Origin of the sequence: Aquincola tertiaricarbonis (genome assembly GCF_000969605.1) — a bacterium.
GTDB classification, from domain to species: domain Bacteria; phylum Pseudomonadota; class Gammaproteobacteria; order Burkholderiales; family Burkholderiaceae_C; genus Aquincola; species Aquincola tertiaricarbonis.
In genome coordinates, this window is the sequence record NZ_JZUE01000030.1 from 20,907 (window position 1) to 35,943 (window position 15,037).

The window sequence follows — 15,037 nt, forward strand, 5'->3', positions numbered from 1 at the left end:
TGCGTTGACCGTCCGCTTCGTGGACACGCCTGTGGCTCGCCGAGGGGAGGGCAGGCCTGCAGTTTGCTTGAAAGGGTGCGTTCGACGGGGGCGATCGCCCGCCGCCGTGCAGCGACAGTCCGCTGCCATGATTGCCGCGGGCCGGCAGCACCGCCATACCCTAGGGCAGGCGTCCGCAAAGCGGACGTAGATAACGCGCTTCCGGCCAAGAGGGTGCGTCTGGCGTTCGGCCAAACGTCGGACTCCAGCTGGTTAGGACCTTCGACCAGGCCATCTTCAACGGTTGCGCCAACTTTATTGCGGTCGCTGGGAACGGTGAGGCGGCCGACCCCAAACCAGTCGTTCTATAACCTTCGACATGAGCAACGTGTCCTGCCATTCCGGGGTAGGTCCGCTCGACATCGGATCTAGCTGCTGACGCCACAACTCAGGGACCTTCTTCATTGCGGCGGTGCGAAGATTTCTTGGTTGTTCTCTTGGATGCCGGCCCACTCTTAGGAGCGATCAGCTGCCGAGTACGCTCGACAACGCTGCGCAGTTCTAGTGTCTGTGCGTTGATGAACTCAGCATCTGGGACTTCGATGCCGTGGACCAACTGGTTCTTAAATCGGCGGAGGCGCTCTGCTGCTTCAATCAAGTCTAACGGCGCGTCCGCAACGGACTTGAGCACTCGCATCGGAGATACGGTTAGGACGGCGTTCCGGTCAACTGCTGCGCCCTCTGCAAGGCCAGCGGGAACGAAGCGCCAACATCGATGGCCAACTGAACATCAAGTGACGGTCAGTTCCGCATGTGGTCAGGGCGCTAGTTCTGGATGTCGCTTGTGAAACGCCGCCAGCGCGTAGAGGGCGGGCGCGTACACCGCCCAGCGCGGCATGCACTTTGCCGTCCCGATGGCATGCCATTGCATCACTTTCGCATGTCGGCGCTTCCGCGACCGCCAGTCACGGCCCGGGTATGGTTTGACGTCTATTGGGGCCGCTTGCGATGGGTTGCTCGGCTTCACGGCGTGGGCGCCCGGTACACGCTGCGCGGCAGCGTGCTGACTGGAACACCCGGTTCTTTCCTGACGTTGTTGCGCAGTTTGGTGGAGCAGGAAGTCCGCGCCGCCGTCGCCCGGCGCGGTGAGGTCGGTGCGACCACGTCGCCGGCGGTAAAGCCGCCGCATGCGACACGCGCTGTTGCTTGCGGTGCGTTGCCGGCACAGCCACCGCGACGACCGGCGGCGTTGCACGGCATCTACTGGCCGCATCCGGAGAGCTGGTATTCCTCCGCGGGCATTCCCCGCTTGCGGCAAAGCCAGGCCTCCGACTCCCCCGAGCTGTCCAACTAGTCGGACACTCGGCCATATGAGCTGCCGTTCGGGCAACGCTCAACTCCGGATCCGCTGTGGCCTCGCGACATTGGCCCCGTCAAGCGCGGCGTGTTCATCCGTCGCGGCGCGACAGTGGTCAGCTGGAAGAGGTGGTGGTGAGTGGGGCCTCACCCTGGTTGGCGAAGGCGCCTGTGCCGCCGAAGCAGCCCGGCAAGCGGCCGATCCTGACCAACAACGCCCGCTCCGAGACGATCCACAAGCTAGCCACCTACAAAGAGTCGTGGGCGCGTGGCCAGCGCGGCATCATCCTCGTCTGGTCCACGTCGAAGCGAATTTGAGAGGCATCATCAGGTCCTCCTTCCGTGGCCATGACGGTCAGGTAAATCAAGAGCGTCCGGGTTCGGAGTGGCGCTGGCAAGCGCCATACGCCAGGGGAACTACAGCATCGGAGCCTGCCAGGGGATGATCACCATGGTTCAGCGTGCGTCATCGCTTGGCGGGCCGGGGTCTTCGTCCCGGCCAGGCGGAGCGCGACGCTTGCTGCCTGCCTGCGTCGCCTCCCAGGCCATGACGGCCTCTGCCGCTTGTGCGCGCGCCAGCTTCTCGTCTTCCAGCGCATCAGCCTCGGCCACGCGCCTGGCGTGCTGCCGGCGACCCACGATCATGCCGACCAGGCCGCCCAGGATGAGCCACGGGGTCGTGCTGAAGTCATCTGCTGAGGTGACACTGACGAACGCTGCCAGGCAGCCGATGAGAAAGAACGCCCACCAAGCACGATTGAACCGGTGATCCCGCTGGGCGCGGATGTTGCGCAGCTCGTTGAGATTCACGGGCGCCTCACTGCACGGTGGTGAGGGAACGGAAGAGCGCCCGGGCGTCCGAGCGCACACGCTCCGCCTTCACCTGTGCCAGCCGCTGCCGGAAACGCGCAAGGTCGCGCTCGTAGCTGCACAGCAGTATCGGGACCCCGGTTGCGCGGATGGCTGTCGGGCAGTCCAAGGCGACCAGGACCTCCGCCGGCAAGTGAGCGATGGCCCGCGCGCCGGTCAAGTCCTTGAGCCACAGCCCGAGGTGCTGGGCAGCCCTGCGCTTGGATGGCCTGTGACTGGCGTCGAGCATGCGCTTGACCGTCAGGTCCAGCCCGTAACGCGACGACGGCGTGCCGCGCTGGGCATCGGCCAACATGGCGGCCACCAGCTCGTGCCCGGTGAGCGCCGGGTCCACGACAAAGCCCGCACGCGCAGGCCCAGCTCCGTGGAGTCCTGGTACCGCAGCGCGCCACAGGCCAGCACAAACCGGTAGCCCTCCGGGCGACGTACACGGGCATGAGGTTGCCTGCGGTGTGGGCGAGCGATCCCTTCAAGGCGGCAAAGCCGGCCGTCTGCAAGGCGCTGCCGTGGCGGGCATGGCAGCGGCTGGGGGCGATGGTGCGCCGGTCGAGTGGCTGGACGGTCGGTTCGGGCATTCGTCGTCGGGTTTGCAGGCTGCCGGCTGGCTTCGTCTACATGGTGGTCATACAGCCAATCCCCTGCCAGTCACCGAGCCCCTGTGGTCACCGCTGGCCCCAGCTGTCCCCCAGCACCACAGTTAGTTTCCAGTCAGCGCTAGAAGGGCAGGGGTAACGAAATACTCGATCAAACCCGCCTCGCTCATGTTCCCATGGGCTATGCACGAGCCAGTTGGCAAATTGTCCGGTGCGCAGGCTTCATCGAGCCGGGACAAAACCTGCTTCAGTCAGCTTCATCGCAGACAGGTCGAGGCCCATGCGACCAGCGCCCTGTTGAATCGCCTTGGCAAGCGCGCGCAGTTGCGGCGGCGAGTTTCTGTTGTGCTCGACGGCGGCGTCGATGAACATCACCTGCACCAGGAGCGCCTCGGCGAACTCCTGCTTCGCGGCTTCGTTTGCACGTGCAATGCTGGGCGTCGCAGCGAGCGCACGACCAGCCTGGGCGCGCACCGCCTGCGCCGTCTCCCGGCTCGGGGATGGGTTGAGGCCCTGTGTCGCGTTCCAGGCCGACATCCACCACAGGGCATAGGTGTCGCCCAGGTCATCGATCCGTAGCCCCATGGGGCGGATCATCGGCGCCACCTTCTCGATGACGTCGCCTGAGGCGAACAAGCGGGCTAAACCGTCGGCGTTTTCGGGATCAACGCTCCGGGTCTTCGCGACGAACGCTGCCAAGTTTTGCTGGCGCCGTGCCTCGGAAGGCGTAAACCGCAGCGACGTGGTCTGCGCGAGAGTCTGTTCGTCCGGGGACCCCCGCTGACCCCTCTGCTGCTGCTGCATTTGCTCGCGAAGCACAAGGCCCAGCGTGTCGGTACCTGCGATCGAAGGGGTGATCGTGCTCCACCCCATGTTCTGCGCAGCCGCAGTTTCAAGCAAGCCGGCCACCAAGACCGCCAGAGCAAGTGTCCTCTGCCAGGTACTCAATCTCAAGAGCGTTCTCCTCTACGACACAGGCTGTGCCAGCTTGCGCGAACATGACGTCTGATCAACCGACGCGAGGCGCCTGCACTTCACCCAAAAGCTTACCTCGCTGGCGCGATGCCCTCGACGCCGGATGGTGACGAATCGAAGCGCACGGCGTTGGCATCGTTCCCCTCAAGCAGCACTTCACCGTAGAGGTGTGAGCGCGGTGCGTCGCTGTAACCGGCGCTCGTCTACGGCGCGGGGCTTGCTTTCGGCTTGACCGTTGCCCGAACCTACCCAATGACCGATTCCAGCAACGACATGATTGAAGACGCACTGGGCGTCTTCCACCGCACGGACTGGGCTTCCACTCCGTTAGGGCCGCGCGAGACCTGGCCAGCCAGCCTACGGATCGCCGCATCCATCGTCATGGAGAGCCGGCTGCCGATGTACATCGCCTGGGGCCGGGAGTTCACGCAGATCTACAACGACGGCTACGCTGCCATCCTCGGGCTGAAACACCCGGCTGCGATGGGCGGCAGCGCTCGCGTCACCTGGCAGGAGATCTGGACGACGATCGCGCCGATGTGCGCGCGGGTGTTGTCAGGCGAGACGATCGGCTTCGACGGATTGAAGCTCACCATTGAAAGGTATGGCTACCCGGAGGAGTGCGTCTTCAACTTTTCGTACAGCCCGCTTCGAGACGATGGCGGGCACATCAGAGGCGTCTTCGTCACCTGCATCGAGACGACGGACCGCGAACGCACCGAGCAGCGTCTGAAGTGGAAAGCGCAGCGGTTGGCGGAGCTGGGTGAGGAGGCTGAAGCGAGGGAGCAGCAGCTGCAGGCCGTGTTGGACTCGGTGTCAGCGGCGGTCATCACGGTGGACGCTGCGTTTCGGATCACGCTGTTCAACAGGGCTGCGGAGCAGGTGTTCCGCGTGTCGTCAGCCCAGGTGATGGGGCGGCGCATCGATGACCTGCTGCCTGAGCGATACCGCCGCGGTCACGCCGAGAAGATGGCCGGCTTCGCCATGGCGTCTGCGGGCCCGCGCCGCCAGGGCGTCGACCGCGAGTTGGTAGGGCGCCGGTGGGACGGCGAAGAGTTTCCGCTCGAGGCGTCGGTGTCCCGGGTCGGGGTGGGCAGCGACGCACTGCTCACAGTCATCTTGCGCGACGTGAGCGAAGCGCACGAACTGCGACGTGAACGCCTCGCTCGTGCGGCCGCAGAGGAAGCGAGCCAGGCGAAGTCCGAATTCCTGTCCCACCTTAGCCATGAACTGCGGACGCCGCTCAACGCCGTGATCGGGTTTTCGCAGCTATTGCGGATGCCGGGCCTGGATGCGCAGTCGGACATCGTGAGCAAGTACGCCGGTCTGATACATGACGCCGGGCAGCATCAGCTTTCGATGATCGAGCAGCTGCTGGACTTGAGCAAGATCGAAGAGCACCGACTCGAACTGAACCTGGCGCCGGCCCCGCTTGGGGAGGCCGTGGCGAGTAGTGTGGACATGGTGCGCGAGCGGGCGCGCGCGCACAGTGTCAGCATTCGGCAGCTGGTCTACGCGGGCGGCGTTGACTTGACCGTCCAGGCGGACAGAATGCGGCTGAGGCAGATTCTGCTCAACCTGCTCTCGAATGCGATCAAGTACAACCGCCCGGGTGGCGAGGTGAAGCTGAACGCCTGGAGGGAAGGGAACGACCGCGTCGTTCTGGCGGTACGAGACACTGGGCTGGGCATACCCGCTCATCTGATGCCGCGGCTGTTCGTGCCGTTCGAGCGCCTGCACCTGAGGCGCACTGGCATTGAGGGCGCGGGCATCGGGCTGGCACTGTCCCGCAAGCTCGCTCTCTCCATGAAGGGCGACCTTCGCTGCGAGAGCGTAGATGGCGTGGGCAGCACGTTCGAACTCATCCTACCGTCGTCCGCGGCGCCCGCCAGGATGTGACGCGCCGGGACAGGACGCAGTCCGGTCCACTGAGGTCGTGCTGCGGCCCAGTCCCCGGCAACTGCGATGGCCACCGCCGGCTCAGTACCAAGGCGCACCCGTGCACCGCTGCCAAACGACGGGCTGGCAGGGCGTCTTAGGATGGGCGCTGCGAGCTGCGGCCGTACACCGCGGCCAGCCGGGCGCTATCGACAGCTGCGGATTCGGACGACATGGACACCATAGACAAGACCACCGGCCTCCCAAGCAGGTTGGCCTTCGAGGCTGGGGTCGAACTTGCGATCCGGCAGGGACACGGCTTCGGCGTCTTGTTCTGCGACATCGACCTGATGAAGCTGGTCAACGACGTGCTGGGGTACGAGGTCGGTGACCGGGTGCTGGAGCGGGCGGGCGACGCCTTGTATTCGACCCCCGACGTGTGCCTTGCGTCACGGAGCGCGAGCGATGAGTTCGCCGCGCTCGCCTTCTGTACCAAGAGTCACTTTGCCGACGTGGTCGCAGCGGCATGGACTGCGGTGACTGTTGCGCTCAAACCGTTCAGCACGGAGCAGCTTTCTGCGCGAGGTCTGGCTCGCATCGAAGTCATGCGCAGAGCAGCCTGGGATGTCGACGCCGGCCTTACCTGGCGGCATGCTCGCCATCCCCTTGGGGTCACCATGACGGCCGTCTGGGTGCCGGCCGGTTCGGCCTTCACTGCTCAACGGCTGATCCCCATGTTGAGCGAAAGCGTTTTTGACTTGCGGATTCGGCAAGGTTCGGGGTTCACCGTGATCTTGTGAGCCCAGGTCCGCACGCCGCTGGGTCAGAGAGACGTGCCACGTTCGCCCGCCCCGACACATACGAAAAACGGGAGCCGCCGAATGGGTTCAATCCGAGGTCGTCTTCCATACCAAGGAGCGCTCCACTGGTGGCGCTCCGGGGGCATTGAATCTGGGGCCGTCTGTCGGCTTTGAACCGACGACCTCCTGCGTACGATGCAAGCGCGTTTTCCACTGGGTTCAGACGGCATGGAACTGCGCGAGGGGACGGCGCCAGCAGCGCCTTTCCGCTCAGGAAGCGATGGAGCCGCGGAACACGCGTCTGCTGCGAGCCCCCCACAAGTTGTGCTTGCTCATCAAGCGAGTGCCATACCCCGCGGGCAGCTCTCTGCCGACGCCAACCGGCCGCCGCCCGCGACGTATCGGCTAGGCTCCGCTTCCCATGTGCCGGGAAGCCCTGCCGATGCCCTTGCCCTCGTTCCTCCGCCGCGGTGCCGTCACGGGCGCCCTGCTGCTGACCGCAGCCCTGGCAGCCACCCCCCCGCCCGCGCAGGCCGCCCGCATCGACCGCGTGCAGCCGCAAGGCGAAGTGGCCGAGGTGCGACAGATCAGCGTGCGCTTCTCGGAGGCGGTGGTACCGCTGGGCGATGGCCGCCAGAAGCAGCCGCTGACGCTGCAATGCAATGGCCGCTCGCCCGCCGGCACCGGCCGCTGGGCCGATGCGCAGGTGTGGCTCTTCGACCTGGCGACGCCGCTGCCGCCCGGCCAGCAATGCCGGCTGCAGCTGGCCGCCGGCTGGCAGCCCGCCACCGGCACCGCATTGGAGGGTCGCAACGACTTCAGCTTTTCGACCGGCGGCCCGGCCGTGCTGCAGGTGCAGCCCTGGCCCGGCACTGAGCTGGAAGAAGACGCTCACTTTCTGCTCACGCTCAACGGCCCGGCCACGCCGGCCAGCGTGCAGGCCCGTGCGGTGTGTGAGGTGGAGGGCCTGGGCGAAAGCCTGCCGGTGCGCATTGTCGAAGGCGCGGTGCGCGAGCAGGTGCTCGCCCAGCTGTACAAGGGCCAGCGCCGCCGGCCCGAGGCCAACCGCCTGTTGCTGCTGACCTGCCAGCGGCCGCTGCCGGCCGACGCCCGCATGCGCCTGGTGTGGGGCAGCGGCATCGCCTCAGCCGACAACCCGCAGGTGCTCACCCGCACGCCGCAGCGTTTCGAGTACACGGTGCGCACGCGCTTTGCGGCCGACTTCAGCTGCCAGCGCGAGCGGGCCGATGCCGGCTGCCTGCCGCTGCAGCCGATGGTGCTGAACTTCTCCGCTCCGTTGCCGCGCGCCCAGGCCGCGGCCATCCGCCTGCAGCCGGCGCAGGGCGCTGCACTGCAGCCTCTGCTGGAAGCCGGCGACGATGCGGTGCGCTCGGTGCAGTTCAAGGCGCCGCTGCCGCCCGACACCCGCTTCACCCTCACGCTGCCCACGCCGCTGGCCGACGACAGCGGCCGCCCGCTCACCAACGCCGCGGCGTTTCCGATGGTGGTGGCCACCGGCCCAATGCCGACGCTGGCCAAGTTCGCCGCCGCACCCTTCGGCATCGTGGAGCTGGAAGGCCCGCAGGCGGTGCTGCCCCTGACGCTGCGCCATGTGCAGGCCGACCTGCTGGGTCCGCAGGCGCGCGGCACGGCCACCGTCCTGCGGCTGGACGCCGGCACGCCCGATGCCGAGCTGCTGCGCTGGATCGGGCGAGTGGCCCGGTATCACGAGAGCACGCTCAGCGCCAAGGAAGCCGGCCTGCCGCAAAGCCAGTGGAACGAGCGGGTGACCGAAACCGACGACGACGGCCGCAGCCGCACCGTGGTGCGGGAGCGCCAGGTGGCCACGCGCAGCCTGCCGCTGCTGCCGGCGGCCACCGGCACCACGCGGCTGCAGTTGCCCGCGGCCCGCGGCCGCACGGTTGACACCGAGGTGATCGGCCTGCCGCTGGCCGGCGCCGGCTACCACGTGGTGGAAGTGGCCTCGCCCCAGCTGGGCCGCCAGCTGCTGCCCGAGGGCAAGACCATGTACGTGCGCACCGGCGTGCTGGCTACCAACCTGGCCGTGCACTTCAAGCACGGCAGTGAATCCAGCGTGGTGTGGGTGACGCGGCTGGACCGCGGCCGCCCGGTGGCCGACGCGCAGGTGGCGGTGAACGACTGCCGCGGCCACCTGCTGTGGCAAGGCCGCACGGGCGCTGACGGCGTGGCCCGCATCAACGCCCCGCTGGTGGACGAACGGCGCGGCGAAGCCTGCCTGGCCGACAGCGCCGGCCTCTTCGTCACCGCTCGCGCGGGCGGCGACCTGTCGTGGGTGTTCAGCGACTGGAATCGCGGCATCGAGCCCTGGCGCTTCAATCTGCCCACCGGCAGCCCCGACGATGTCGCCGAAGGCCCCACGCTACGAGCCCACACCGTATTCGACCGCACGCTGCTGCGCGTGGGCGAGACCGTGCACATGAAGCACCTGCTGCGCGCCGAAACTGGCCGCGGCCTGCAAGCCCTTCCGGTGGCCGACCGGCCCACCCGCATGCGCATCACCCACGTGGGCAGCGACACCCGCTACGAACAAGCCCTGACCTGGCAGGCCGAGGGCCGCCATGCCACCGCCGATTGGGCCGTGCCCACCACCGCCAAGCTGGGCCACTACGAGGTGGAACTGCTGCACGGCGACCGCGCATGGTCCAGCGGCAGCTTCCGGGTGGAAGCCTTCCGCGTGCCGCTGGTGGATGCACGGCTGAGCGCACCCGCCGGCCCGCTGGTGGCGCCCCAAAGCCTGCCGCTGGCGGTGCAGCTCACCCATCTGTCGGGCGGCGGCGTGGCCCAGGCAGCGGTGCAGCTGAGCGCGCTGTGGCGCGAGCGCAGCGTCAACTTCGCAGGCTATGAGGACTACAGCTTCCAGCCCCCGCGGGAGCCCGGCCAAGAGGCCGACGCCGCAGTGGGTGAAGAAGCCGCCGACGGCGCCCGCCTGGTGGCCGACAAGCTGGCCGCCACCACCGATGCCAACGGCGCCGCCCGCATCGAGCTGCCGCGCCTGCCCACGCCGCGCACGCCGGTCGAGCTGACCGCGGAGCTGCGCTTCGACGACCCCAATGGCGAGGTGCAGACCGCCACCCAGCGCCTGGCCGTGTGGCCCAGCACGGTGGTGGTGGGGCTGCGCGCCCGTGCCTGGGCAGCCAGTCCCGGGCAGGTGCGCTTCCAGGCCGTGGTGCTGGACACGCAAGGCCGGCCCAAAGCCAATCAGCAGGTGGAGGTGACCGGCCGCCGCACGCAGTGGATCAGCTCGCGCAAGCGGCTGGTGGGCGGCTTCTACGCCTACGACCAGCGGCGCGAGGTGCAGCCGCTGGGCACGTTGTGCAGCGGCCGCAGCGATGCACGCGGCTTGGTGCTGTGCGATGCCTCGCTCACCGCCGCCGGCGAGGTGGAACTGGTGGCCGAGGCCAAGGACGAAGCGGGCCGCGCCAGCCAGGCCGCCACCTCGGTGTGGATCACCGGCCAGGGCGACTTCTGGTTCGCACAGGACAACGACGACCGCATCGATCTGCTGCCCGAGCAGCGCAGCGTGGCGCCCGGTGGCACCGCGCGGCTGCAGGTGCGCATGCCCTTCCGCGAAGCGACGGTGCTGGTGTCCGTGGAACGTGAAGGCGTGCTGCACACCCAGGTGCTGACGCTGCGCGGCAATGAGCCGGTGGTGGAAGTGCCCATTCCGCGGCTGCCCAAGGACGCCACGGCGGATGCCACCAGCTGGGCGCCCAATGTGTACGTGAGCGTGCTGGCCCTGCGTGGGCGCCTGCGTGAGGTGCCCTGGTACTCGCTGTTCCAGTGGGGCTGGCGCGCGCCGCTGGACTGGTGGCGTGCCTTCCGCCACGAAGCGCCCGACTGGCGCCCGCCCGGCGCCATGGTGGACTTGGCCAAGCCGGCCTTCAAGTTCGGCGCCACGCAACTGCAGGTGGGGCTGGACGCGCACAAGCTGGACGTGCAGGTCACGGCCGACCGCACCCAGTACGGCGTGCGCCAGACCGCCCAGGTGACGGTGAAGGTGACGCAGCAAGGCCAGCCGGTGGCCGGCACCTCGGTGGCTTTTGCCGCGGTGGACGAAGGTCTGCTGGCGCTGCAGCCCAACGGCAGCTGGCAGCTGCTGGACGCGATGTTCCAGCCCCGGCCCTGGTCGGTGGAAACCGCCACCGCGCAGGGCGAAGTCATCGGCCGCCGGCACTACGGCCGCAAGGCGGTGCCGGCCGGCGGCGGTGGCGGCCGCAACCCCACGCGTGAGCTGTTCGACACCTTACTGCTGTGGCGGGCCGACGTCATGCTGGACGCCAAGGGCGAGGCCAAGCTGCAGGTGCCGCTGAACGATTCGCTCACCAGCTTCCGCCTCGTGGCCATCGCCGATGCGGGCGCCGACCGCTTTGGCACCGGCAGCACGCCGGTGCGTGTGTCGCAAGACCTGCAGATGCTGCCCGGCCTGCCGCCGATGGCGCGCGAGGGCGACCGCTACAACGCCGTGTTTACGTTGCGCAACACCACCAGCCGCGCGATGACGGTGCAGGCGGCGCTGAAGGCCGAAGGCGTGGCCGGCCTGCAGCCGCAAACCGTCTCGCTGCCGGCCGGTGCCGCGGCCGAGTTGGTGTGGCCGGTGCTCACGCCCAGCGGCGTGAGCGCGCTGCAATGGGACGCCTCGGTGGCCGAGCAAGGCGGCAGCGCCCGCGACCAGCTGCGGCTGCCGCAAGCCGTCACGCCCGCGGTACCGGTGCAGGTGACGCAGGCCACGCTGGCGCAGCTGGAAAGCAGCCTGTCCATCCCGGTGGCGCCCCCTGCCGGCGCGTTGCCCGAGCAGGGCACCAAGGCCGGCGGCCTGCGCATTGGCTTGCAGCCGCGGCTGGGTGCCGAGCTGCCGGGCCTGCGCCGCTTCTTCGAGACCTATCCCTACGCCTGCCTGGAGCAAAAGACCTCGGTGGCCCTGGGCCTGCGCGACGTGGCGCGTTGGCAGGCGGTGGTGGCCCAGCTGCCCAACTACCTGGACAGCGAAGGCCTGGCGCTGTACTTCCCGCCCGCCGCGGGCGACGCGCCGCGCGGCCATGACCGCCTCACCGCCTACCTGCTGCAGGTGAGCGACGAGGCCGGCCGGCTGGACCCGCGGCTGGCGCTGCCCGCCGCGGCCAAGGAGCCGCTGCTGCAAGGCCTGGCCGCCTTCGTCGAAGGCCGGCTCACGCGCGGCAGCCGCGCGCCGCGGCCTGACCTGGATGTGCGCAAGCTCGCCGCGATCGAGGCACTGTCGCGCCACGGCCGCGCCACGCCACGCATGCTGGGCTCCATCGACCTGGTGCCGGCCAGCTGGCCGACCGCGGCGCTGATCGACTGGCTGCAGATCCTGCAGCGGCTGGACGGCGTGCCGCAGCGTGAGCAGCGGCTGGAAGAAGTGCGGCAGCTGCTGCGCAGCCGGCTCGACTTCAGCGGCACCACGCTGCGCTTTGCCACCGAAGAAAGCGACGGCTGGTGGTGGCTGATGGACAGCCCCGACGCCAATGCGGTACGCGTGATCCTGGCCACGCTGGAAGACCCGGGCTGGCAGGCCGACCTGCCGCGGCTGGTGACCGGTGCGCTGGCGCGGCAACGCGGTGGCGCCTGGTCCACCACCACGGCCAACACCTGGGGCTCGCTGGCGCTCAGCCGCTTTTCGCAGCGCTTCGAGAAGGAACCCGTCGCTGGCCGTAGCGTGGCCCGGCTGGCCGGCACCGAGCGCCAGCACGACTGGGCCGCGCAGCCCGCCGGCGGCCTGCTGCAACTGCCCTGGCCGCAGGCCAGCACGCCAACGTCGCTCACCATCACCCAGCAAGGCAGCGGCAAGCCCTGGGTCAGCACCCAGGCGCTGGCCGCCGTGCGGCTGGCGTCGCCGATGTTCGCCGGCCTGCGGCTGGCGCGCAGCATCACGCCGGTGTCGCAGAAGGTGCCGGATCGCTGGTCGCGCGGCGACGTCATGCGGGTGCGCATCGAGCTGCAATCGAATGCCGACAACGGCTGGCTGGTGGTCAGCGACCCCGTGCCCACCGGCGGCACGGTGCTGGGCGGCGGCGGCGACCGCGATTCGGTCATCGCCACCCGCGGCGAAGTGACGCAGGGCCCCGGCGTGCTGGCCTATGTGGAACGCACGCCGGCCGCCTGGCGCGCGTACCACGAGTGGATGCCGCGCGGCACCCAGGTGATGAGCTACACGCTGCGGCTGAACAGCAGCGGCCGCTTTCAGCTGCCGCCCACGCGGGCCGAGGCGATGTACGCACCTGAGGTGTTTGCCGAGCTGCCCAATGCGGCGCTGGAGGTGCAGCCTTGAGGCCTGCGCTGACTGCGGCGGCGCTGCTGTGGCTGGCCACCTCGGCCCTGGCCGCGCCCCCCAGCTTCGAGCAGGTGCGCGCCGCGCACCGCCCTTCCGACGTGCTGCTGGTGGACCGCCAGGGCGCGCCGCTGCACAGCGTGCGGGTGGACAACACCGTGCGCCGCGGCGACTGGGTGCCGCTGGCCGAGGTGTCGCCCGCGCTGCGCACCGCGCTGGTGTTGAGCGAAGACCGGCGCTTCTGGGCCCATGCCGGCGTCGACTGGCCGGGCCTGGCGCGCAGCGCCTGGGCCAATGCGGTGAACCGCCGCACCCAGGGCGGCTCCACGCTCACCATGCAGCTGGCCGGCCTGTTGGACGACGGCCTGGCGCGGCCCACGGGCGGGCGCAGCGTGGTGCAGAAGATCGGCCAAATCGGCCTGGCCCGCGAGCTCGAAGCGCGCTGGCGCAAGACCGAGATCCTGGAGGCCTACCTCAACAGCGTGCCCCTGCGCGGCGAGCTGGTGGGCGTGGCCGCCGCCTCGCAGCAGCTGTTCGGCAAGCACCCCAGCGGGCTGGATGCGCCCGAAGCCGCGGTGCTGGCGGCGCTGGTGCGGGCGCCGAATGCACCGGCCGCCGATGTGGCCCGCCGTGCCTGCGGCGTGCTGCAGCGGCAGCAGCTGGGGTGTGGCGGCGTGGCGCTGCTGGCCGACCAGGCGCTGACCCGCCGCCCCGGCCCCGCCGCGCTGGCGGCCGGCAGCCCGCAGCTGGCGCCGCACCTGGCGCGGCAGGCTGCCGCCGCCTGGCGTGCCGGGCCACGGCCCGCCGGCCCGCTGCGCAGCACGCTGGATGCACGCCTGCAACGTGTGGCACTGCAGGCCCTGCAGCAGCAGCTGGCGGAGCTGCAGGGACACAACGTGCAGGACGGTGCGGTGCTGGTGTTGGACAACCGCAGCGGCGAGGTGCTGGCCTGGGTGGGCTCCGGCGGCAGCGCGCTGTCGTCGGCGCACGAGGTGGATGCGGTGCTGGCGCGCCGCCAGCCGGGCTCCACGCTCAAGCCCTTCGTGTATGGGCTGGCCTTCGAGCGGCGGCTGCTCACGCCCGCCAGTCTGCTGGACGACACACCCACCGAACTGGCCACCGGCGTCGACGGCATCGGCGGCCTGTACCAGCCACAGAACTACGACCGCCGTTTCAAGGGCTGGGTGTCTGCCCGCACCGCGCTGGGCGCCAGCCTCAATGTGCCCGCGGTGCGTGTAGGCGCGATGCTGGGGCCCGACGCGGTGTTCGAGCGCTTGAATGCGCTGGGCCTGCAGATCGACCACACCGCCGGCTACCACGGCCATGCGCTGGTGCTGGGCAGCGCCGACGTGACGCTGCTGGCGCTGGCCAATGCCTACCGCACGCTGGCCAATGGCGGCCTGACCTCGCCCACCCGCTGGCAGCCGGGCGCCGCGGTGGCGGCACGCCGGGTGATGGATGCACGTGCGGCCTGGCTGGTGACCGACGTCCTGGCCGACAACAACGCCCGGGCGCTGACCTTCGGTCTCGACAGCCCGTTGGTGACGCGCGGCTTTGCCGCGGTGAAAACCGGCACCAGCAAGGACCTGCGTGACAACTGGTGCGTGGGCTTCACCGCCCGCCACACGGTGGCGGTATGGGTGGGCAATGCGGCCGGCGAGCCCATGCACCACGTCAGCGGCACCACCGGCGCTGCGCCGGTGTGGCGGCAGGTGGTTCAGCAGTTGATGGCCGATGGCCCACCACTGCCGCCGCCCGCGCCGCCGGCCGGCGTGCTGCGCCAGGCGATCCACTTCGAAGGCGTGGCCGAGCCCGAACGGCCCGAGTGGTTCATCGCCGGCACCGAGCAGGCGGTGTTCCAGCCGCGCAGCGTGCAGGCTGCGCCCTTCGGCATCGTGCAACCGCGTGATGGCAGCGTGTTCGCGCTCGACCCCGACATGCCGCCGCAGGCCCAACGCCTGGTGTTCCAGGGCGCCGACGGCGTGTGGCACCTGGACGGCAAGCGCCTGGGCAGCGGCCCGCGGCTGCTGTGGTCACCCTGGCCTGGCCGTCACGTGCTGGCGCTGCGCAGCGCCGATGGGCGGTTGCTGCAGCAGGTGCGCTTCGAGGTGAGGGGCGCGACAGTCAAGGCGCCGGCGCGGCCGCGGTAGACCGCCAGATCAACCCGGCTTGGCCCAGGGCGACGGCTGCCGACCTGATCGCGGTTGACGCGCCCGTCGGCTGCGCAGTCCGCGGCCCGAGGCGATGCCACCCGCACG

9 protein-coding genes and 1 tRNA gene are annotated in these 15,037 nt (G+C 69.5%); 5 read left to right on the forward strand and 5 right to left on the reverse strand.

Going from position 1 to position 15,037, the window contains the following annotated elements:
* Positions 1–427: 427 nt before the first annotated feature.
* Positions 428–676: a hypothetical protein gene (locus VO99_RS31535; RefSeq protein ID WP_157039764.1), complete on the reverse strand. Its 249-nt coding sequence runs from the start codon at positions 674–676 to the stop codon at positions 428–430.
* Between the two features lie 713 nt (positions 677–1,389).
* On the opposite strand from VO99_RS31535, the gene VO99_RS30995 reads away from it, so the two are divergent.
* Positions 1,390–1,653, forward strand: coding sequence for a hypothetical protein (locus tag VO99_RS30995; protein WP_198157048.1), 264 nt, complete (start codon positions 1,390–1,392; stop codon positions 1,651–1,653).
* Positions 1,654–1,791: 138 nt separating this feature from the next.
* On the opposite strand, the gene VO99_RS24215 is transcribed toward VO99_RS30995, so the two are convergent.
* From VO99_RS24215 to VO99_RS24225, 3 genes are all read right to left on the reverse strand, one after another.
* On the reverse strand, positions 1,792–2,145 hold the full coding sequence (locus VO99_RS24215; RefSeq protein ID WP_046115522.1) for a hypothetical protein: 354 nt from the start codon (positions 2,143–2,145) through the stop codon (positions 1,792–1,794).
* A gap of 7 nt (positions 2,146–2,152) precedes the next feature.
* The gene (locus VO99_RS24220) at positions 2,153–2,539 is read right to left on the reverse strand and encodes a hypothetical protein (RefSeq protein ID WP_046115523.1); all 387 of its coding nucleotides are present in this window, start codon (positions 2,537–2,539) and stop codon (positions 2,153–2,155) included.
* A 481-nt stretch (positions 2,540–3,020) separates the two neighbouring features.
* Positions 3,021–3,752, reverse strand: a complete 732-nt coding sequence (locus VO99_RS24225) for a DUF6683 family protein (RefSeq protein ID WP_157039766.1) — start codon at positions 3,750–3,752, stop codon at positions 3,021–3,023.
* A 273-nt stretch (positions 3,753–4,025) separates the two neighbouring features.
* Here VO99_RS24225 and VO99_RS24230 point away from each other — a divergent pair, with 273 nt between their 5' ends.
* Positions 4,026–5,672, forward strand: coding sequence for a PAS domain-containing sensor histidine kinase (locus VO99_RS24230; protein WP_046115525.1), 1,647 nt, complete (start codon positions 4,026–4,028; stop codon positions 5,670–5,672).
* A 212-nt stretch (positions 5,673–5,884) separates the two neighbouring features.
* A complete protein-coding gene (locus VO99_RS29200) occupies positions 5,885–6,451 on the forward strand; it encodes a diguanylate cyclase domain-containing protein (RefSeq protein WP_052736596.1) in 567 nt (188 codons plus the stop codon).
* Positions 6,452–6,603: 152 nt separating this feature from the next.
* Here VO99_RS29200 and VO99_RS24240 read toward each other — a convergent pair.
* Positions 6,604–6,679: transfer RNA gene (locus tag VO99_RS24240), tRNA-Thr, on the reverse strand.
* A gap of 214 nt (positions 6,680–6,893) precedes the next feature.
* On the opposite strand from VO99_RS24240, the gene VO99_RS24245 reads away from it, so the two are divergent.
* Together VO99_RS24245 and pbpC are read left to right on the forward strand one after the other, a co-directional pair.
* Positions 6,894–12,779 carry an alpha-2-macroglobulin family protein gene (locus tag VO99_RS24245; RefSeq protein ID WP_046115547.1) on the forward strand — a complete coding sequence of 1,962 codons (5,886 nt, stop codon included), beginning with the start codon at positions 6,894–6,896 and terminating at the stop codon, positions 12,777–12,779.
* The gene (pbpC, locus tag VO99_RS24250; protein ID WP_046115526.1) at positions 12,776–14,929 is read left to right on the forward strand and encodes a penicillin-binding protein 1C; all 2,154 of its coding nucleotides are present in this window, start codon (positions 12,776–12,778) and stop codon (positions 14,927–14,929) included. Before VO99_RS24245 ends, pbpC begins: the two co-directional genes overlap by 4 nt.
* Positions 14,930–15,037: the final 108 nt, after the last annotated feature.